The sequence below is a fragment of the Psychrobacter pasteurii genome, assembly GCF_900162815.1.
In the GTDB taxonomy this organism is placed as follows: domain Bacteria; phylum Pseudomonadota; class Gammaproteobacteria; order Pseudomonadales; family Moraxellaceae; genus Psychrobacter; species Psychrobacter pasteurii.
Window position 1 is genome coordinate 1 of sequence record NZ_FUGD01000059.1, and the last position, 20,315, is coordinate 20,315.

The following is a 20,315-nucleotide window of genomic DNA, read 5'->3' on the forward strand; positions in this document are numbered from 1 at the left end:
AGACTTTTTAAAAGGTATCCAGCCCAGTGTTTTGCGTTTGGCATCAGGACGATTGGTACGCCAGTTAAGTTTGGCTTTTTTAAATTGTTTTCGGGCCTTCGCGTGAATCTCGTTAATGGCCTGTAAGGTCTGACTGTGTAATCTTAAATACTCGCCACTTCCTTTGGTATACTCACTTAGATCATAGGCACTAAAAAACTTACCGGTACGTTTTAGATGCTCAAAACTTAACGCATTAACATAGTTCCACACCAAGTTTACCGAACCGCTTAGCTGATTCAGCTCTTTTATGTGCTTGTCTTTAATGCGTAGCTTGAGGGTTTTCATATCTTTAGTATGGCAAGTTTAATTTTGACTTACAACCCTTTAACGACTTCTTACGACAGTGTGTGTCGCCTTATATCCACCCCCTGAAGTGGGTGGTTTTACGGCGACTGGTGATAAAAACTAAAGAAGATAAACCCAAAATCTTTAGTCTACTTGGTGGGTTATTAATATCAGCCACAAAAGGAAAGTAAGCAGGACGTATCAACCAAAATATCACCACAAAAGGCATTATCAAAAACAAGATAAGGTAAACATTAAAAATAAAAGCCATATTCCCACCCATCACTCCACTAAATGACTATCACCGCTAAAATTTTCTTATTTTAATATTAAGCTATCATAATACAACAGGCTCAAGTATAAGATTAATATAAGCCAATATTTTGGTTTATATTAATACCTCTCACTTATTCCCTTATTTTATTGTGGCTTTAACCTAAAATATTGATATAATTAATATATATTATAATATACTTTATTTTTATAATTTAATTATTAGTTATAGGGTGAGTCGTATGAATAAAACTTTGATGGGTACCTTTTGCCTAATATTGCTGTCAGCCAGCCTACCTGCACATGCTGCTAAAGTTAAATGTTCTGATTTTAAGTCTCAAAAAGAGGCTCAGGCTTATTTTGATGCAAAGAAACCAGGATATAAGGGGCTTGATCGAGACAAAGATGGCATTGCCTGCGAAGCCCTTAAATAACAGATATCTACCTTCGCTATCCTTCAAAGCATAACTAAGTAACCCACTCAAGAGTGGGTTACTTAGTTATATGTGTTTGAACAAATCTATTAATCTGTTGATTTATTGTCAATTCCACCCTTATCGGTAACTGCTATAATAGTCTTTATATAGTTAATCATTTTAGTGTGATTCATACTTTTTCAAATACCCTTTAAGACAGGCAGTCAATGACTGTCTGCTTTTTTTCATCTCATCATTTAGTGAGTGCTTCATGTCAAACAATACAAAAACACAAAATCCTGCCATCGACACCGCCACTTTATTAATTAAATGTAAAGACCAGGCCGGTATCGTCCAAGCCGTCTCTGAATTCATTCATCGTTATGGCGCCAATATCATTACTTTAGACCAATATTCAACTGCACACGAAGGCGGACAATATTTCATGCGCTTAGAGTTTGCTTTGGCAGGTTTGAGTGAAATAATCGAAAACTTTGAAGCCAGTTTCTCGCACACGGTTGCTAAGCGTTATGACATGGAGTGGCGCTTGCACGACAATGCGATTAAGACCAAAGTGGGTATCCTAGTATCAAAATTTGACCATGCCCTACTCGACTTATTATGGCGTCATCAGCGTGGCTTACTGGACTGCGATATCACCTGTGTGGTCAGCAACCATGATGACCTACGCCAAGCGGTAGAAAACTTCGGTATTCCTTTCCATCATGTTCCGGTGACCAAAGACACTAAAGTAGAAGCCGAAGAGAAGATTCACGAAATCATGGCCGGTAATGATTTACTGGTATTGGCGCGTTACATGCAAATCTTATCTGAAGATTTTGTTAATCGCTGGCCAATGCAGATTATTAATATTCACCACTCGTTCTTACCTGCTTTCGTAGGTGCAGACCCTTACCGTCAAGCCTTTGATAAAGGAGTGAAACTTATTGGTGCTACGGCGCATTACGTGACTGCCGACCTAGACCAAGGTCCTATTATTGAGCAAGATGTGCACCGTGTCACCCACCGCCAAGGCGTGACCGAGCTGCGTGCTATTGGCCGTGATGTTGAGCGTAATGTACTGGCACGTGCGGTTAACTGGCATGTGCAAAACCGAGTTATTGTTACGGGTAATAAAACGGTGGTGTTTAGTTAACCCTAAAAGCTCTAATGAAAAAGACTGGTCTAATTATCTCTCTCAAGGCCAGTCTACAAATAAAAAAAAGCCAACAGCGGATACGCTGTTGGCTTTTTTTATGATGACTCGCTATTTAAAAACGATTAGCGAACCGCATTACCCCAAGTAGGCACAACCATTTGCATCAATGGCTTTAACAGTTTTACGTTACAAGCAAAGATAGAGCCCGTTTCCATCGAATTATGAGCGCCGTGATGATCGACAACCACACCGCGCGCTTCATTAACGATTAACTCACCAGCAGCGATATCCCAAGGCTTCAACTTCATTTCGAAGTAACCATCAAAGCGACCAGCGGCCACATAAGCTAAGTCTAAAGCAGCTGAACCTAAACGGCGAACCTGACCGCCTTCTTCAGCAATTTTTTGTAGCGTAGCAAAATGCTCTTTTGCATACGAGACTACTTTATCCCCTTCTTGACGCTCAATTGGGTGACCCGTAGTGAATAGACCGCCTTCGATCGTTTTGCGTTGGCTAACTTGTAAACGACGCTGATTTAAACGAGCTCCTTTACCACGGCTGGCTGAGAACATTTCATCACGAACTGGATCATAAATCACGCCATGCTCAGTCACACCATTGTGCTGCACTGCGATAGAAATACAAAAATGTGGAACGCCGTGTACGAAGTTATGTGTGCCATCTAATGGGTCAATAATCCAGCACCACTCTGAATCACTACCTTGACCTTCTTGTAGGCCAAATTCTTCGCCTAAGAAAGAATGATTAGGATAGTTGTACTTCAATGTTTCGATGGTCAACTCTTCACTAAAGCGGTCAATCTTAGTGACAAGACCTTCAAGGCCTTTTGATTCGGTATCGAATTCAATTTTGTGACGGTTATGATGCGCTTTTAATAGTTCCGCACCGACTTTTTCAGCAGCACGTGCTGCTATTACGACCATTGGTTCCATAATTTTCCTATTTGCTCTATTAAAGCGGTTGAAAACTTAGCTGAAATGCTCAGCTAAGGTTAATTGATATAAGTGTCATCACTTAAAAGATTGATTTATTGGGCTGCAAATAAGCGGCGTAATTGTGAGGTTACGCCAGCCACATCTAGGCCACAATCTGCCAACTGCTCATCGTGACTGCCATGAGCAATAAACTCATCGGCAATACCAATGTTTTTGATATCAAGCTGCTGCTCAATACCTGAGGTGTGGTTTAACAAGTATTCATTTACGGCACTACCTGCACCGCCCATTACTGCATGCTCTTCAAGAGTCACAATATGGGTATAGCCTTTAGCGATTAGCTCATCAATTAGCTGAGTGTCCAGTGGTTTTACCCAGCGCATATTAACCACGCTAATCTCAGCAGGACCTTGTAAATCGGTTTCAGCCATCAAGGCTTTTGCGGCAGCATCGGCAGTAGCGGCCATCGGACCAAAGGCCAATAGGGCTAACTTCTGTGAGTTACTGTTTTGGGCAGAATCTTGCGCTTGATAAACCGCATCTACCACAGCCTTACCCACCTCATAATTTTGTGCAGGCTTGGTGATTTCTACACCAGGACCTGTACCACGAGGATAGCGTACCGCTGTCGCGCCCTTATAGTCATAACAAGTGTTTAATAAATGATAGCACTCGTTTTCATCTTTAGGCGTGGCAATAACTAAGTTTGGCACACAGCGCATATAGGCTAAGTCAAACACGCCAGCATGTGTGGCACCATCTTCACCGACCAGACCTGCTCTATCAATACCAAAAGTCACATCTAGGTTTTGTAAAGCAACATCATGAATCAGCTGATCATAGCCACGCTGTAAGAAGGTAGAGTATATCGCCACAATGGGTTTCACATCTAAAGTGGCCATACCAGCAGCCAAAGTCACTGCATGCTGCTCTGCAATGGCAACATCAAAGAATTGCTCAGGATACTGCTGAGCGAACTCGGTCATACCAGAGCCCTCTTCCATCGCAGGCGTAATGGCAATGAGTTTATTATCCACAGCAGCTTTATCACAAAGAAACTCACCAAACACTTGTGAGTACTTCTTCTTCACTACAGGTTTTGTAGCCTCTGATTGAGCTTGCTGTGCTTCTGGTTGCTGCAGAATCTTGCTGATGGCATGGTATTTAACCGGATCGCCTTCAGCAGGAATAAAACCTTTACCCTTAGTGGTATAAACGTGTACTAAAACTGGGCCAGAGACGTTTTTGGCACACTCTAGTACTCTTAATAGCTCTGGTAAATCATGACCATCAAATGGGCCAAAATAGCTAAAGCCAATCGCTTTGAATAGGTTGTCTGCTACTTTGGGGATATCACGTAAGGCACTGTGACGCGCACGACGCTCAGATAATGGCATTTCGGGACGATGAGTTAACTTAGGCTTACCTTTTGCGGTAATATCCACCTGATAACCCGACTCCCAAAGCATTGCTAAGTGACGCGAAAATCCGCCGATTGAGCAGGAGATTGACATGTCATTGTCATTAAGCACAACCAGTAAGTCAGCGTCTTGTTGCACCGCATCGTTTAAGGCTTCAAAAGCCATACCGCCCGTCATAGCGCCATCACCGATGACACAAGCCACTTTGGCATCTGATTTTAAATGACGTAAAGCCAGACTCATACCAAGACCAGCAGAGATAGAGGTTGAAGAGTGACCAACACCGAAGGTGTCGTATTCTGATTCTTGGCGTTCAGGGAAGGCAGTAAGACCTTGCTTAGAGCGTATGGTCGATAAGCGGTCACGACGACCGGTCAATACTTTATGGGCATAGGCTTGATGGCCCACGTCCCAGACCAGTTTGTCTTTTGGGGTATCTAACAGATAGTGCAAAGCGATGGTTAACTCGACTACACCTAGGTTGGCGCCAAAATGCCCACCACTTTGACCTGCAGAATAAAGTAAATATTCACGCAATTCATCCGCTAGGGTAAGCAGTTGCTGCTGGTTTAATGGTTTTAAGTCAGCCGGCGAGTTTATCGTGTCTAATAACGGAGTAGTAGGACGTGAAGTAGGAATTTCACTAAAAAGACGCATTGCTGTTGGTTTATTAACCACAGACTCAGAAATCGCCACATCAGCACTGCTATCTACAGAGGATGAGTCCATTTGATGCGAGGGCGCAGGCTTGGGCTTAGTTGAGTTAGAATATTGCTGCATAGACCTTAAAAAACCTACTAATCTTAGTATATCGACGCTGTATATTAAGTGACTTTCACGGACTTAATATCACGATTTGCTCATATCGAGGTAAAATTTACCAAACCATAAGCGAAGCATCAGTATGGGTGAATATGGGTAAAAATAATGTATCTGTTTTTTACAACTGCCCAGAGTTACCGCTGAACATTGCTAAGATATCAGACCTATGCATCTTCTGCACAGATTAAAACCCGTTCCAGTATTCGTTATTTCAGCAGTCATTATGCTAAAGCTTTTAATCACAATTAAAGCTGCTAGCTACCAAATATTCTTTAAATAACAAGCCAATATTCGCCTATGAATTCTAGGTTGTATGGTTTAGTCACTTGATATTTGGTTAACTGCCGTCATTTACTTCCCTATGATAAGTTATAATGGCTATGATACGCCATACCGCCTTAATCAAAGAATCATATTATAGTGAACGCTAAGGCCAATTCTGCAAGGATATCCTATGTCAGATAACCAAGCTGAGGTCAAGCAAACACTGTATCGGGATTAAGAGTATGGCATAATACCATTTTTTTTCATTTAACGCTTTATTCATCGGACTTGCTATGTGAAATTTGTATGTAATTCACATAGGTCGGTGAAGTATAGCGGGGCTAGCACCCCCATAGACGCTTAGTTTGTATTGATATATCAACCTAAACCCTACCCTTATTCACGAATATGACTCCTTAGGTCTGTAATGTCTCAACAATTTTCAGAAACCAAAAAGCACTCTCCTTATAAGTTTATTAGTAAGGCAAAACTTCCCACAGTTCATGGAGAGTTTGACATCCATGTCTTTGAGAATGAGGAGAGTCAAGAGCACGTGATGCTGACTTGTGGTCTGCCTTTAGACCCCGATGCACCCAAAACAGCTGAGCAAGCCGCCCCCTTAGTGCGTATCCATTCAGAGTGCTTAACTGGAGATGCTTTTTCTTCCTTGAAGTGCGACTGCGGGCCTCAGCTTAACGCGACGATGCAGGCCATACAAAAAGAAGGCTGTGGGGCCATTTTGTACTTGCGTCAAGAAGGTCGTGGCATAGGGCTTACCAACAAGATTCGTGCTTATGCTTTGCAAGACCAAGGCCATGACACTTTAGATGCCAACCTGATGTTGGGGCTGCCTGCTGATGCGCGTACTTATGAGATGTGCAAACCTATGTTGGATCATGTAGGGATTAGCAAACTGCGCCTACTAACCAATAATCCTGATAAGCTAAGTTACTTAGAGGACTTAGGCTTTGAGGTGGTAGAGCGTATTCCTCTTGTGGTGGGGTTAAACCCATTCAATGTAGACTACTTGGCGACCAAAAGAGAGCGTATGGGGCATCAATTGGCTGGTGACATCTCTTCTTTAGTGTTCAAGCCCACCTCAGACCAATAACTTTGTCCTTCCCCTCTCTACCCTCTGAACTGAATCCTTTAACGGAGTACGGCATGACTATTTCTTCTATCGGAACTTCTGATCTTTCACAAAACACTTCTGATAAAAGCAGCACCCCTACTGCAAATGACATTCAGCGGGTACGTGACTTTTTGGTTCAGCTACAAGCGAACATCTGCCAAGCGCTAGAGCAACAAGAGGCGGAAGGCGGTGGGACAGCAACCTTTACCCCCGATGACTGGAATCGTCCTGAAGGGGGCGGTGGCCGCTCATGTGTTATGGCGGAGGGTAAGGTTATTGAAAAAGCTGGAGTGATGTTTAGTCACATTCACATTAGCAACTTGCCAGCGACTGCCACAGCCCGTCACCCTGATATTGCGGGTCGTAAAGCTCAAGCCATGGGCGTATCATTGGTGGTGCACCCTCGTAACCCAAATGTGCCGACCAGCCATGCTAACGTTCGCTTATTTGTCGCCGAAAAAGAAGGCGAAGATCCAATCTGGTGGTTTGGTGGCGGTTTTGATTTAACCCCATTTTATCCTGTACTAGAAGACTGTGTACATTGGCATCAAGTCTGTCACGACCTATCTGCGCCATTTGGAGATGAGGTTTATCCTGAATTCAAAAAATGGTGTGATGATTATTTTTATTTACGTCATCGCAATGAGCAGCGCGGGGTTGGTGGTCTGTTTTATGATGATGTAAATACCGCGAGCCGCGGCTGGGACTTTGAAACCTGTTTCAAGCACATGCAAGCAGTCGGCCAAGGCTATCTAGACGGCATCTTACCTATCTTTGAAAAACGCAAAGATCTGCCGTATACCGAGCAGCAACGCGAATTCCAGTTATATCGTCGTGGCCGTTATGTAGAATACAACCTAGTCTATGACCGTGGCACTTTATTTGGCTTACAAAGCAATGGCCGTATCGAATCAATTTTGGTCAGTCTTCCGCCGCTAACAGGTTGGCAGTATCGCTACGAACCTGAGCCAGGCACTGCTGAATATGAGTTAACCGATTTTTATCTCAAACCTCGTGACTGGCTTAATCTAGACAACGCTTAATAATAAGAAGAATCATTATATTTCATAACAAGATAACCACATTATTAGTGTGATAATCTAAGTATTTTTGGTAATATGACGGGCTTATAACCTTAGTTTTGCTCAGGATATAAACCCTTAATTCCTCTTAATAAATATAACAGCAAGGACTCTGCTATGAAAATTAAATCACTTCTATTAACAGCTGCTCTACCCCTAACTTTAACTTTAGCAGCATGCTCTGGAGGTACAAACCCAGACGTTAGCGCTCGCCAAGACGCTATGAAAGACTGGAAAGATGCTATGGGTGTTATGGGCGGTATGGCTGAAGCCCCTGATACTTTTGATCTGGCTAAGTTCCAAGAAAATGCCCAGTTCGTAGCAGAAACGGCCGACAAGCCTTGGGGCCATTTCACAGACCAAAATGAAATGGGTGGCGCTACTGAAGCAGTCTGGACCAATGCTGATGGCTTCAAAACTCAGGCTGAAAACTTCCAGCAAGCCGCCGCAGAATTAAACACTACTGCACAAAATGCGACTACTTTAGAAGAAGTACTGCCTGCATTAAAACCTGTGGGTGACGGTTGTCAGTCTTGTCACGAAGACTTCAAACAGCCAAAAAGCTAACAGTCTCTTTGCTGTAACCCATAAAAAAGCCCTGAGATTTCTCAGGGCTTTTTGCTATCTATTGATTTTTGCTATCTATTAAGCTGTCAAATCAGCCCATTAAATCAGCTTGTACCACTTCAATCCAGTAGCCATCGACATCTTTGATAAATACTACGTTTTTCATTTTTCCTTCTTCAGGACGCTTTTTGAACTCTACGTTATTCTCATCAAACCAAGCTACTGCAGCGTCTAAATCAGGAACACTAAAGCAGATATGACCAAAACCTTGAGGTTCAGCATTACCATCATGGTAAATACGGCCTTCTTGTGTTTCGGTGCCATAGTTATGGGTAAGCTCTAAAATACCACGCTGACGGAAGGTGTAGATAGCCAAGTCTTCATCTTCAGGTAAATTAGCGCGCTCTTCTTCTGTTAGCTTAGCCAAGAAGTAAAGATCAAACTCCATTTCAGGGAATTTTTTGATGGTAAGTAGCGTCATGCCCAACACACCCGTATAAAAGGCTAAAGACTCTTTAGGGTCTTTGACACGTAGCATAGTGTGGTTAAACGTATAGCCCGTAGTGGCTGAGGCAATTGGCTTAACCCCTTCTACTTGTGCAGAGTTTTTTGGTTGATCAATATAAGTAACAGACATTATTATTTCCTTTGGTTATCAATTATTCAATAAAAAAGGTGGCTTTAAATAAGGGGCGGCAGTTACTAAAATCTGCAGCCCCTATTACTACCTTTATGGCTCTTATTTATTGCAATTCAACTCTATGCGCCGTAACAGCTACATAGGCAGGAACTCTACCTCTCCAGTATCTAAGTTATACTCTGCCCCTACAATTAGCAACTCACCGGTGCGGTTCATATCCTCGAGCAGACGTGACGCGTGCTTTAATTGACTGACCGACATACGCACGTTGGCACTGATTGAGCTGTCAATAAGCTCCTGCTTATCAACCTCACCCCCTTTGGCAGTGGCAAGCTCATGCAAGTTATAGACACTCGGACGGATGCGATCAACGATAGATTGCAAGTTGGTGGTGTAGTTTTGTTCTGGGTTCATCAAGGCTTCTACGCACGCCGTAACCGCACCACAATGTGAGTGGCCTAGCACCACAACCAAACGGGTGCCAAACTTCTCAACCGCAAACTCAATTGAGCCAATCTGAGAAGGCGCTACCACGTTACCAGCAACTCGAATTACAAACAAATCTCCAAGGCCTTGGTCAAATACTATTTCTACTGGAACACGGGCATCTGAACAGCCCAGAATAATGGCAAAAGGGTCTTGCTCTGAAATTAATTCATGGCGAGCGGGTACCGGATGTTCAGGATCAGTTAGACTTTTTACATATCGAGCATTGCCCACTTTTAACCACTTTAGGGCCTCTTCCCCTGTTTTAGGTCTATCTCCTGCGTTTCTTGATGGCATAATAGTAATCTCATGACAATTAAAAAAGGTTATGGGTCATAATTTTAACATAGGGCTATGTGTTTCTTTGTCATTAATATCGCCAGCTTTACAGACACTGAACAATAGTTGTGTAAAACCTAACCGCGACAACCTGACAGCCCAAAACAGCTCTATTCAAATCCCCTGCCCATCTGCTCTCCAGTTAGACAGCATAAAGCCCTCATCTAGAGGGCTTTATATCAACGAAGTTATTAAATTGAATAGCTTGTCTAATTGACGACCAAACTGATTTTAAACTTCCAAATAATCCAAGATACCTTTGGCAGCTTCACGGCCTTCCCAAATGGCTGTCACCACCAAGTCAGAACCACGGACCATATCCCCTCCAGCAAAGATTTTTGGGTTGCTAGTTTGGAACTTGAAGGTTTGCTCTTCAGCGGCTAACACACGACCTGATTCATCCGTCGCCACATCACTGGCCTTAAACCAATCTGCTGGGCTTGGGCGGAAACCAAAGGCCATAATCACCACATCACACTCAATAATCTCTTCTGAGTTTGGAATGGGCTCAGGACGCTGACGACCACGGTTATCAGGTTTACCAAGTTGAGTAGTTACTACTTTTACTCCAGTAACTTGACCATTTAGACCCACAATTTGAGTTGGCTGACGATTGAATAAGAACTCAACGCCCTCTTCTTTGGCGTTTTTTACTTCGCGTAGCGAGCCTGGCATATTGGCTTCATCGCGGCGATAAGCACACACCACTCGTTCTGCGCCTTGACGGATTGCGGTACGGTTACAGTCCATGGCAGTATCGCCTCCACCAAGCACCACTACTTTTTTGTCTTTTAGATTGATGTACTCTCCAGGGTCTTGTTCCCACTCATTGCAGCGATTCACGTTGGCAATTAAGTAATCTAAGGCATCGTGGACACCATGAAGCTCTTCACCGGGGTAGCCGCCGCGCATATAAGTATAGGTCCCCATACCCATAAACACCGCATCATACTCTTCTAGCAGCTCATCAATGGTCACATCGGTGCCAATTTCAGTATTTAAACGAAACTCAATACCCATACCTTCAAACACAGTGCGGCGATTACGCATCACTTGTTTTTCCATTTTAAATTCAGGAATACCGAAGGTTAATAGGCCGCCAATCTCTGGACGTTTATCAAAAACCACCGGCTTCACGCCAGCACGAACCAAGATATCTGCACAGCCTAGACCGGCAGGACCGGCACCAATAATGGCCACCTTTTTATCCGTCCACTCCACATCGCTCATGTCTGGGCGCCAGCCTAAAGCAAAAGCGGTGTCATTAATGTACTTTTCAACATTACCAATGGTTACAGCACCAAAGCCATCATTTAAAGTACAAGCACCTTCACATAATCTGTCTTGCGGACACACACGGCCACACACTTCAGGCAAGGTATTGGTGCGGTGACAAAGCTCGGCTGCTTGGAAGATTTGACCTTCAGTGGCCATTTTCAGCCAGTTTGGAATGTAGTTGTGAACTGGGCATTTCCATTCACAATAAGGGTTACCACACTCTAAGCAGCGATGGGCTTGCTGTGCTGCTTCTTGAGAATCAAAAGGGGTATAAATCTCTACAAATTCAGTTGAGCGAGTAACGATGTCTTTTTTCTCAGGCTCACGACGAGGTACGTCTAAAAACTGAAAGTTATTATTGATACGCTTCATTAGGGTTTTGTCTCCTTAAGTTGGTATCACGGTCAGGATAATTAGGGCCAAAATATAAGGCTGCTCTAAATCATCTACTTCTCGTAAAACCTGCCGCACGAAGGACTGGTTACCTTTATTTGGACAAAATATACTGGGTAAAAGTCAAGCAATTACCGGTTAAGTGGCTATGGTCTCAAATTGTCAAGACCACAGCTTAGGGCTTGGCTTTAAACTTATTGTGGATCGGCCGTGGTGCTATGGAGTAAGGACGCCATATTTGCAGCTTTGGGTTTCACCAAAAAGACCTTACGTACATAGTGTTCAAAGTCGGCTAATATTTGACGACCCCAAGCACTGCCCGTTTTTTCGACATGGGTTTCAATGATTTGTTTTAAGTAAATTCGATGCTCTTCGGTCTGCTCACTTGAGATGCGATGCAGGTCGATAAGCTCGTGGTTACAACGATCAAAGAAGGTGTTATCCAAGTCTAGAACGAAAGCAAAACCACCGGTCATACCCGCGCCAAAGTTTAGCCCAGTTTTACCCAGTACCGTCACCACACCACCGGTCATGTATTCACAGCAGTGGTCACCCACCCCTTCTACTACCGCATGGGCACCTGAGTTACGAACGGCAAAACGCTCGCCTGCCGTGCCTGAAGCATACAGCTTACCGCCCGTTGCCCCGTACAAACAGGTGTTGCCGATAATGGCTGTTTCTTGTGACGCAAAAGTTGAACCTCTTGGCGGATAAATCACAATCTCACCGCCCGCCATACCTTTACCGACATAGTCGTTGGCATCACCTTCAAGCTCGATGTTTAAGCCACCAGCATTCCATACGCCCAAGCTTTGACCGGCTGTTCCTGCCAAATGCAGCTTAATCGGACTGTCTGACATCCCTAAGTTGCCCCAAACCTGAGCGATCTCACCTGAGATACGTGCACCAATTGAACGGTCACAGTTACCCACTTGATAGCTGAAAGTTCCGCCTTGACCTTGGCGAATCGGGACAATCATGTCATCAATCATTTTTTCAGCCAACAGTCCTTTATCAAAGGGCTGATTACGCTCTACTTGGCAAGTTTGCGGCTTACCTTCTGCAGCAGGATGACTGTTTAATAAAGGAGATAAATCTAGGTTACGCTGCTTTTGAGTGGTGCCTTCAAGCACCTCTAATAAGTCGGTACGACCCACCAACTCTTCCATCGAGCGAACCCCTAAGAAGGCTAGCCACTCGCGGGTTTCGGTTGCGATAAACTTAAAGAAGTTGATTAGCATTTCCGCTTCACCGATGAAGTGCTCATCACGCAGACGTGCTTGCTGCGTAGCCACACCTGTTGGGCAGTTATTTAAGTGACAAATACGTAAGTATTTACAACCAACAGCAATCATAGGCGTGGTGCCAAAGCCGAAGCTTTCTGCACCTAAGATAGCTGCTTTTACCACATCCAGACCTGTTTTTAGGCCCCCATCGGTTTGCATACGCACTTTGTCACGTAAACCATTTACTCGTAACGACTGATGCGCTTCCGCCAAACCTAATTCCCAAGGTGAGCCGGCATGGTGAATAGAGGACAGTGGAGAGGCTGCTGTACCGCCATCATAGCCAGAAATAGTAATTAAGTCGGCATAAGCTTTGGCAACCCCAGTAGCAATGGTACCCACACCAGGGCGTGATACCAATTTCACTGAAACTAGCGCATCTGGATTCACTTGTTTTAAATCGAAGATAAGCTGCGCTAAATCTTCAATAGAATAAATATCATGATGCGGTGGCGGTGAAATCAAGGTCACCCCAGGTACTGAGTAGCGCAGACGTGCAATCAGGGAGTTAACTTTACCCCCAGGCAACTGACCGCCCTCACCTGGTTTTGCCCCCTGTGCTACTTTAATCTGTAACACTTGGGCAGAACGTAAGTAAGCTGGTGTTACCCCAAATCGACCAGACGCAATCTGTTTGATTTTTGAGTTACGCATGGTGCCATAACGTACTGGGTCTTCACCGCCCTCACCTGAGTTTGAACGACCGCCAATGGTGTTCATCGCCATCGCAATGGCTTCATGCGCTTCAGGTGATAAAGCCCCTAGCGACATACCTGCAGAGTCAAATCTAGGTAGAATGTGCTCAATATCTTCTACTTCATCTACTGAGATGCTGTTGCCTGACTTTAGCTGTAATAAGTCACGTAACGTGGCCACAGGACGCATATTAACTAGGTTGGCATACTCACGATAGTTCTCATAATCCCCAGTACGCACTGCTTTATGCAAGGTGTTAATCACGTCAGGGTTAAACGCATGGTACTCTTTGTTGAAGACAAACTTCAGCATACCGCCTTGATCCAGCGGCGTGCGACGGCTAAAGGCATTCTTGGCCAGTAAGGCTTGGTCTAAGGCTAAGTCCTCAAAGGTCGCTCCCTTGATTCGGCTTTGCACCCCTTTAAAACACAGCTCCACAATTTCATCAGATAAACCGACAGCTTCAAACAGTTGAGCACCACGATAAGAGACAATCGTTGAAATGCCCATTTTGGATAAGATTTTTAGCAGACCTTTATCTAAGCCTTTACGGAAATTAGCTCGGGCTTGCAGAGGATCGCCTAACAACTCCCCTGAAGACACTAAGTCTGAGATAACATCATAAGCCAAATACGGATAAACACAGGTTGCCCCAAAGCCAATCAGTACCGCTACTTGATGTGAGTCACGAGCAATACCTGTTTCAATGATTAAGTTGGCATCGGTACGCAGCCCTTTTTCAATCAGATAATGATGCACCGCCCCTGTCACTAAAATAGCATTGGCTGGCAGTTTACCTTTTCCAATGCCTTTATCGGACAAGATAATAAGGGTTTTGTTATCTAAAATAGCCTGCTCTACTTGCTCACAAATCTGCTTAATCGCTACCTCTAAGCTTAACGACTCATCGTAGTTGATATCGATACGCTGACTGATAAAAGCAGGATCATCTAAAGCTTCAATCTGCTGCATTTTGCTAGGTGACAACACAGGTGATGACAGGATAATACGGTGGGCATCACGAGGGGTTGGATTAAAGATGTTGGTCTCTGCCCCTAAGCAGGTTTGCAGCGACATCACGATAGACTCACGTAATGGGTCAATCGGTGGATTGGTCACTTGAGCGAACTGCTGACGGAAGAAGTCAGCTACGTTACGGACCTGCTTAGACAGCACAGCCATAGGGGTATCGTCCCCCATTGAACCTACCGGCTCTTGGCCATTTTCGGCATTGGGACGAATGATTTCAGTGCGCTCTTCATTGGTGATGTTAAACATCTTTTGTAGCGCTTTAAGCGGCTCACCACGTACCCCTTGCTCAAGCAGTTTTTCTTCTATTTGCTCATTTTCACGAATGCGAGTGGCTTCTTCACGTAGCCATTTGCGATAAGGATTTGCCTTTTTCAAACGATTACTGATTACCTGATCGTCTAGCACTTCCCCATTTAAGGTATCGATAACCAGCATTTGACCTGGTCCCACTCGGCCTTTGGCAATCACATCATTAGGATCATAATCCCATACGCCCACTTCTGAAGCGACGGTGATATAACCATTTTTTGTGGTCACCCAGCGTGAAGGACGTAGACCATTGCGATCTAGCATACACACGGCATAACGGCCATCTTGGATAACCAGACCGGCTGGACCATCCCAAGGCTCCATGTGCTGTGAGTAGAACTCATAGAAGGCACGCAAGTCCATATCCATGCTGTCTACGTTTTGCCAAGCGGGTGGCACTAGAATTGACATGGCGTGGAATAAAGTCATACCGCCTGAAATAAGCACCTCAAGCATATTGTCTAAGCTCGAAGAGTCAGAACCCGTACGATTTACCAAGGGATGTAGCTGAGTAATCTCAGGTAATTTAGGGGTTTCAAGTTTTGGGGTACGGGCCACAGACCAGTTACGGTTAGCCGTAATGGTGTTTAATTCCCCATTGTGTGCTAAGTAACGGAATGGCTGAGCCAATGGCCAGCGGGGTAACGTGTTGGTTGAAAAGCGCTGATGGAATACCACAATATGAGAATGCAGGCGAGTGTCTTGTAGATCACTATAAAAAGCCGGCAAGTCAGAAGGCATAACTAAACCTTTATAAATCACCGTCTGACAGTTTAATGAAGTCACATAAAACAGATCATCGTCAGTCAACGCCAGCTCTGCTTTTTTGCGCGCTACATACAGTTTGCGGTTGAAATCCTCACTGCTTAAGTCACTTGGCGCATTAACGAAAATCTGTTTAAACTGCGGTAGAGTCTCAAGACCAATCTCACCAACAATGGATAAATCTACCGGCACATCACGCCAGCCAGCAACGGTTAGGCCTTGCGCCTCAACTTCTTTATTCAATACTTGTTGGCTATAGGCTGCTAAATTTTCATCTAGGTTTAAAAACACCATACCCACAGCAAAGTTTTCATCAAGCTCAAGCCCAATCTCTGAAGCCACAGTGTGGAAGAAATCAACTGGCTTGGCCAATAATAAACCACAGCCATCTCCAGTTTTACCATCAGCAGCAACCCCACCGCGGTGAGTCATACAGCTTAAGCTGTGGATGGCTGTTTTTACTAAATGATGGCTAGGTTTGCCTTCAATATGAGCTACTAGGCCAAAGCCGCAGTTGTCTTTGAAGTCTTCAGGAGAGGCTAAATATGTGGGGAGATCTTGAGGGGAGGATTTTGTAGAAGATTGAGGAGGTTGGCTATCGGGGTAATTTTGGGCGGCAGAATGGGCTATAAAATTCTGTGTCATGGCATGTCCTTTAATCATGTGATGAAATATTCTCATCACCTATGAGCGTTCGAGATAGGCACAGCTATAGGGATAGGTATAACAGCTGTGGTAGGAAGTGAGCCAAAAAATAGAGAGTTCGAATAGACATCTCACTTTACATATTAATGACTATGACGCTTTGTGAGTTCAATGCTTAACAACAATATATCGTTTAAACATCAATACCCTACCTAATAGTGCAGACAAAGCTGGGATAATATTTAACACTTTAATCGGCCGTACAAGGTAACTATTCATCATCTAATAAAGCGTCGTAAATAATGACGGAATAATGAGTAGAGCAACGCCATAAAATAGCCAAAAATATTCGTATCAACTATCCATAATCAGCACTTCTGCGATAGCATTGCTAAACGTCATATAAACCATATTAGAGAAACATAGTTATAAAATCCAGTGAAATTTAATGACTGCTTTGGTTTTTTTCGTGACATTTTATATTTGCACAAACCCTTATCAACTAATGGTTTTTTGAATTTACAGTGTTTAGAAAAACTATTTTGCTGAATTAGATTGTGTAATTTTAATGGTCTTAGCATGAGTAAGAAATGTTTTCATGCCTTACTATTAAAGGGCAAGAAAAGATAAGAAATTAATAAAGCGCTTCTAAAGTTATGGCTAATTTGATCCAAAAAAAAGTCATAAAAAAAGGCACTCCATTTAGAGTGCCTTTTTTTAAATCTCGCAGATTAGTCGTAAATTAATTATTCAGATTTTTGTTCAATAAGCTGTTTAATGCTATCGCCTTCGCCACTATTAGCAGGTTTTTGGTTGTTTTTATTCCCTTCTGCTGGTTTTTTCTCTTGCTTTTCTTGCGGCTTAGTTGGCTCAGCTTTTGGCTTGGTTGGCTCAGTCGCTGGCTTACTAGGTTCCGCTTTGGGCTTAGTCGGTTCCGCTTTTGGCTTGGTTGGCTCTTTAGGCTGAGCGGGCGCCGCATTTTCATCATTTGAGCTTGGCGCAACTACCTTACGCTCTTCTTGAACCGATAACGTATCACTCGTATCGCTTGAGTCTCTAATCGGAGTATTAGCAGCTTGTGGCTGGCTCGACTGAGACGAGCTATTGTTACTCTGGCTAGCAGGACGCTCATTGTTATTATCACTGGTCTGAGTAGACTGTGATTGGCTAGCACTGCGACGAGGAGCCAGCTCTCTCTTAGTAGGCTGTAATTTTACTTGTCGCGTTCTATTTCTCGATAAGTCTTTTACAGGCCCCGTTAACTCATAGTTTTCAATAACGTCTAAATAGTCTGAAATCTCTTCAGGAATCACTTTTACGTTGGCTGGTAACCCAAAATCAACGCTGTCAGCCGCATTATTGGCTTGCTGTTTATTACCCATAACATCATAGGTCAACAAGTAACGAGGCTGATTATTAGAGTCACGATAACGGAAATAGGCGAATTTATGTCTGTCATCACGTGAGCCTAGATAATCTGTAATAATCTCGTGCTCAGACACATCCATCACCTGAACGGTCCATTTACCCTTGTTTTTCTTTAGATACTTAGCATCTTTGAATTCAGCAGGATAGTCACGTAAATCTCGAACCAAGGCATCAAATGAGATGGGTTTAACGTCTTCGCTTAGCTCGTTGAGCTGATCAATATGCTTCACCTGCTCGATATTGGAGGCCAACACTTCGGCAGGGGCCTCTTTTTCAGCTTCTTTCTCTTCTTCAAAGACAGGGGCTGAACTAAACATCCACAAAGCCAGAGCTGCTGCCCCTGTTAATAAAGCCATAATAAGCCAGGCGCTTGCCACAAAGCGTCTTTTGTTCTTTTGCGACTTATCAGGACTATTAGTAGAAGAGCCTTGAGTGATTGCCATAGAGCAAATCCAGTAAATAGAAAGTTATTAAAAAAGAGGGTCATCACAGCCCATAGGGATTAAATAGTCACTATGGGTTATTAAAAATAATTAATTAAATGGTAGTACACGAGCCTATTATACTGTGTCAGTAAGGACTGCCTCAAGCAGTGTCTGATCAAAGTCAGCTGTAACCACGGCTTCACCCACTGATTTTAACAAAATCAATCGAACTTGTCCTGACTTAACTTTCTTATCGTGTTGCATTAAGCCCAAGGCAGTTTGGGTATCAATAGCTGGTGGTTTAATAGGCAGCTGTGCCGCTTTAAGAACCTCGCTAATACGCTGCACGTCTTGCTCACTAATCCAGCCCATTTGCTGCGACAGTTGAGCGGCTTGTACCATGCCAGCTGCCACAGCTTCACCATGCAGCCACTTACCATAGCCTTCATGAGTTTCAATCACATGACCAAAGGTATGACCGAAGTTTAATAAGGCTCTTTTGCCAGATTCACGCTCATCTTGAGCCACAATATCTGCTTTATATTGACAGCATCTTGCGACCGCTTCAGCCAAGGCAACTTTATCCAAAGACATCAGCGCTGACATATTGTCTTCTAACCAAGTTAAGAAGTCTGCATCCATAATCAAGGCATACTTGATCACTTCCGCCATACCTGCTGACAGTTCACGCTGCGGCAGCGTAGTCAAAGTGTGCATATCAGCCAAGACCATTTGTGGCTGCCAAAATGCCCCAATCATATTCTTACCCTTGGGGTGGTTAATACCGGTCTTGCCACCAACACTAGAGTCTACTTGTGACAATAAGGTGGTCGGGATTTGAATGAAATTCACTCCCCGCATAAAGGAGGCTGCCGCAAAGCCGGTCATGTCCCCGATAACCCCGCCGCCAAGAGCAATCAAAGTCACATCACGGCTACAATGATTGTCCATTAAAGCATCATAAATCTTATTGATATATTGCTGAGTCTTGTACTGCTCGCCATCGGGTAACACCACACTTAACACTTCAAAGTCGGCTTCAAGCCCATTCACTAAATCTTGGAGATACAGCTTTTCTACCGTGGTATTCGTCACCACCATCACCTGCTTGCCTTTAATATAAGGAGCTACCTCCTTGGCCATATCACACTGACTGGTGATAATGATCGGATAGTCGTGACTTTGGGTGTGTACGGTTAAATTAGCTTTCATCTCTCTTCCCTATCTACTTTTGACTGCGACAAGCGACTTTTGGCTGTTATAAAGCTCAAAGAGGGCTTTTCATTTGCGGCAATGGCCTTTTATCCTTACGCAAAGTGCTCAGGATACTTTTGTTTTAAAGCTTCCATGATTTTCTTTAGCATATATCTGGGATAGCCCTCCCCTGTTTCCACCACAATATCCGCAACCTCAAGATATAGAGGGTCACGTACTTCAAATAAGGATTGTAATACTGATCGTGGATTCGGATGGTTTAATAAGGGGCGCGACTTATCTTTGGAAGTTCTTTTTAATTGCACATCGACATTGGCTCTTAGATAAATAGTGATGCCTTGCTTCTTTAAATTTTCACGGTTTTGTAATTGAGTAACGACGCCACCACCCGTCGCCAATACGACATTTGGCAACTCAGTCAGCTCAGCAATGGCTCTTGCCTCACGCTCTCTAAAACCTGCTTCACCTTCCTTTTCAAAAATCCAAGGAATATCCGCGCCAGTTTGTTCACAAATATAGTGATCACTGTCTATAAAATTGCGACCTAAGTGCTTTGCTAACAACCTTCCAATCGTGGTCTTCCCTGCTCCCATAGGGCCCACAATAAATAATGACGGCAATGTCGATTGCATTATTATCTCTCACATAAATTCACAGATTATACAGGCATTTTTTCACTTAGTCCTGCTTAGCTGAACAATCCCATCAAACTAAAAACAGCAGAGGAATAAATCTGATTTTTTAAACTTCTGATTAACTAGCCTATTAAAGCTATCTTTAAAAACTAGGGGCCAATTATAATAAATAACCAATACGCACAATATTGACATACTCCCACCACTTTCGCATGGCTCAAGTGGGGGGATTCTAAAAGCAAAAGCTCTTAGGTGGCATCCTCACGGATTCCACTTGTTTTCTGCGTCAACGGGCGACCTTTACTGCATCCTCCCTTAACAGAC

At 43.7% G+C, this 20,315-nt stretch carries 14 protein-coding genes and 1 pseudogene; 5 read left to right on the plus strand and 10 right to left on the minus strand.

From position 1 onward, the window contains the following. Positions 1-327 (minus strand): annotated as a pseudogene (locus A1232T_RS03670) (RNA-guided endonuclease InsQ/TnpB family protein); the annotation flags it as partial. Between the two features lie 515 nt (positions 328-842). Here A1232T_RS03670 and A1232T_RS03680 point away from each other — a divergent pair. Together A1232T_RS03680 and purU are read left to right on the plus strand one after the other, a co-directional pair. Beyond that, complete coding sequence (locus A1232T_RS03680; RefSeq protein WP_077448117.1) at positions 843-1,034, plus strand: excalibur calcium-binding domain-containing protein; 192 nt, start codon at positions 843-845, stop codon at positions 1,032-1,034. 253 nt (positions 1,035-1,287) lie between these two features. After that, positions 1,288-2,172 carry a formyltetrahydrofolate deformylase gene (purU, locus tag A1232T_RS03685; protein ID WP_077448118.1) on the plus strand — a complete coding sequence of 295 codons (885 nt, stop codon included), beginning with the start codon at positions 1,288-1,290 and terminating at the stop codon, positions 2,170-2,172. Positions 2,173-2,297: 125 nt separating this feature from the next. Here the strand turns inward: purU and A1232T_RS03690 are convergent, their stop codons facing one another. Together A1232T_RS03690 and dxs are read right to left on the minus strand one after the other, a co-directional pair. Further along, positions 2,298-3,128 carry an inositol monophosphatase family protein gene (locus tag A1232T_RS03690; RefSeq protein ID WP_077448119.1) on the minus strand — a complete coding sequence of 277 codons (831 nt, stop codon included), beginning with the start codon at positions 3,126-3,128 and terminating at the stop codon, positions 2,298-2,300. Between the two features lie 95 nt (positions 3,129-3,223). Beyond that, the gene (dxs, locus tag A1232T_RS03695; RefSeq protein ID WP_077448120.1) at positions 3,224-5,332 is read right to left on the minus strand and encodes a 1-deoxy-D-xylulose-5-phosphate synthase; all 2,109 of its coding nucleotides are present in this window, start codon (positions 5,330-5,332) and stop codon (positions 3,224-3,226) included. A 733-nt stretch (positions 5,333-6,065) separates the two neighbouring features. Between dxs and ribA the strand changes: the two genes are divergently transcribed. The 3 genes from ribA (at position 6,066) to A1232T_RS03710 (ending at position 8,419) form a co-directional block, all read left to right on the plus strand. Beyond that, complete coding sequence (gene ribA / locus A1232T_RS03700) at positions 6,066-6,749, plus strand: GTP cyclohydrolase II (RefSeq protein WP_077448121.1); 684 nt, start codon at positions 6,066-6,068, stop codon at positions 6,747-6,749. A 53-nt stretch (positions 6,750-6,802) separates the two neighbouring features. Then, positions 6,803-7,813, plus strand: a complete 1,011-nt coding sequence (gene hemF / locus A1232T_RS03705; RefSeq protein WP_077448122.1) for an oxygen-dependent coproporphyrinogen oxidase — start codon at positions 6,803-6,805, stop codon at positions 7,811-7,813. A 156-nt stretch (positions 7,814-7,969) separates the two neighbouring features. Beyond that, entirely contained in the window at positions 7,970-8,419 is a 450-nt protein-coding gene (locus tag A1232T_RS03710) for a c-type cytochrome (protein WP_077448123.1), read from the plus strand. Between the two features lie 91 nt (positions 8,420-8,510). Here A1232T_RS03710 and gloA read toward each other — a convergent pair whose 3' ends face one another. The 7 genes from gloA to A1232T_RS03745 all read right to left on the minus strand — a co-directional run bounded on the left by gloA (position 8,511) and on the right by A1232T_RS03745 (position 19,988). Continuing rightward, complete coding sequence (gene gloA, locus A1232T_RS03715; RefSeq protein WP_077448124.1) at positions 8,511-9,056, minus strand: lactoylglutathione lyase; 546 nt, start codon at positions 9,054-9,056, stop codon at positions 8,511-8,513. A gap of 138 nt (positions 9,057-9,194) precedes the next feature. Further along, entirely contained in the window at positions 9,195-9,842 is a 648-nt protein-coding gene (locus A1232T_RS03720; protein WP_077448125.1) for a carbonic anhydrase, read from the minus strand. Between the two features lie 273 nt (positions 9,843-10,115). Beyond that, complete coding sequence (locus tag A1232T_RS03725; RefSeq protein WP_077448126.1) at positions 10,116-11,534, minus strand: glutamate synthase subunit beta; 1,419 nt, start codon at positions 11,532-11,534, stop codon at positions 10,116-10,118. A 215-nt stretch (positions 11,535-11,749) separates the two neighbouring features. Beyond that, positions 11,750-16,288 (minus strand): glutamate synthase large subunit, encoded by a 4,539-nt coding sequence (gltB, locus tag A1232T_RS03730; protein WP_077448127.1) that lies wholly within the window; start codon positions 16,286-16,288, stop codon positions 11,750-11,752. Positions 16,289-17,034: 746 nt separating this feature from the next. Continuing rightward, complete coding sequence (locus tag A1232T_RS03735) at positions 17,035-18,159, minus strand: NADH-quinone oxidoreductase subunit E (protein WP_077448128.1); 1,125 nt, start codon at positions 18,157-18,159, stop codon at positions 17,035-17,037. Between the two features lie 117 nt (positions 18,160-18,276). Further along, the gene (gene aroB / locus A1232T_RS03740) at positions 18,277-19,353 is read right to left on the minus strand and encodes a 3-dehydroquinate synthase (protein WP_077448129.1); all 1,077 of its coding nucleotides are present in this window, start codon (positions 19,351-19,353) and stop codon (positions 18,277-18,279) included. A 95-nt stretch (positions 19,354-19,448) separates the two neighbouring features. Next, on the minus strand, positions 19,449-19,988 hold the full coding sequence (locus A1232T_RS03745) for a shikimate kinase (protein ID WP_077448130.1): 540 nt from the start codon (positions 19,986-19,988) through the stop codon (positions 19,449-19,451). Between the last annotated feature and the right edge of the window lie 327 nt (positions 19,989-20,315).

What these genes read in the sequence shown, in the direction of transcription:
- A1232T_RS03680 (WP_077448117.1), top strand. Translation starts at nt 843, where the DNA reads ATGAATAAAACTTTGATGGGTACCTTTTGCCTAATATTGCTGTCAGCC.
- purU (WP_077448118.1), top strand. Translation starts at nt 1,288, where the DNA reads ATGTCAAACAATACAAAAACACAAAATCCTGCCATCGACACCGCCACT.
- A1232T_RS03690 (WP_077448119.1), bottom strand. Translation starts at nt 3,128, where the DNA reads ATGGAACCAATGGTCGTAATAGCAGCACGTGCTGCTGAAAAAGTCGGT.
- dxs (WP_077448120.1), bottom strand. Translation starts at nt 5,332, where the DNA reads ATGCAGCAATATTCTAACTCAACTAAGCCCAAGCCTGCGCCCTCGCAT.
- ribA (WP_077448121.1), top strand. Translation starts at nt 6,066, where the DNA reads ATGTCTCAACAATTTTCAGAAACCAAAAAGCACTCTCCTTATAAGTTT.
- hemF (WP_077448122.1), top strand. Translation starts at nt 6,803, where the DNA reads ATGACTATTTCTTCTATCGGAACTTCTGATCTTTCACAAAACACTTCT.
- A1232T_RS03710 (WP_077448123.1), top strand. Translation starts at nt 7,970, where the DNA reads ATGAAAATTAAATCACTTCTATTAACAGCTGCTCTACCCCTAACTTTA.
- gloA (WP_077448124.1), bottom strand. Translation starts at nt 9,056, where the DNA reads ATGTCTGTTACTTATATTGATCAACCAAAAAACTCTGCACAAGTAGAA.
- A1232T_RS03720 (WP_077448125.1), bottom strand. Translation starts at nt 9,842, where the DNA reads ATGCCATCAAGAAACGCAGGAGATAGACCTAAAACAGGGGAAGAGGCC.
- A1232T_RS03725 (WP_077448126.1), bottom strand. Translation starts at nt 11,534, where the DNA reads ATGAAGCGTATCAATAATAACTTTCAGTTTTTAGACGTACCTCGTCGT.
- gltB (WP_077448127.1), bottom strand. Translation starts at nt 16,288, where the DNA reads ATGACACAGAATTTTATAGCCCATTCTGCCGCCCAAAATTACCCCGAT.
- A1232T_RS03735 (WP_077448128.1), bottom strand. Translation starts at nt 18,159, where the DNA reads ATGGCAATCACTCAAGGCTCTTCTACTAATAGTCCTGATAAGTCGCAA.
- aroB (WP_077448129.1), bottom strand. Translation starts at nt 19,353, where the DNA reads ATGAAAGCTAATTTAACCGTACACACCCAAAGTCACGACTATCCGATC.
- A1232T_RS03745 (WP_077448130.1), bottom strand. Translation starts at nt 19,988, where the DNA reads ATGCAATCGACATTGCCGTCATTATTTATTGTGGGCCCTATGGGAGCA.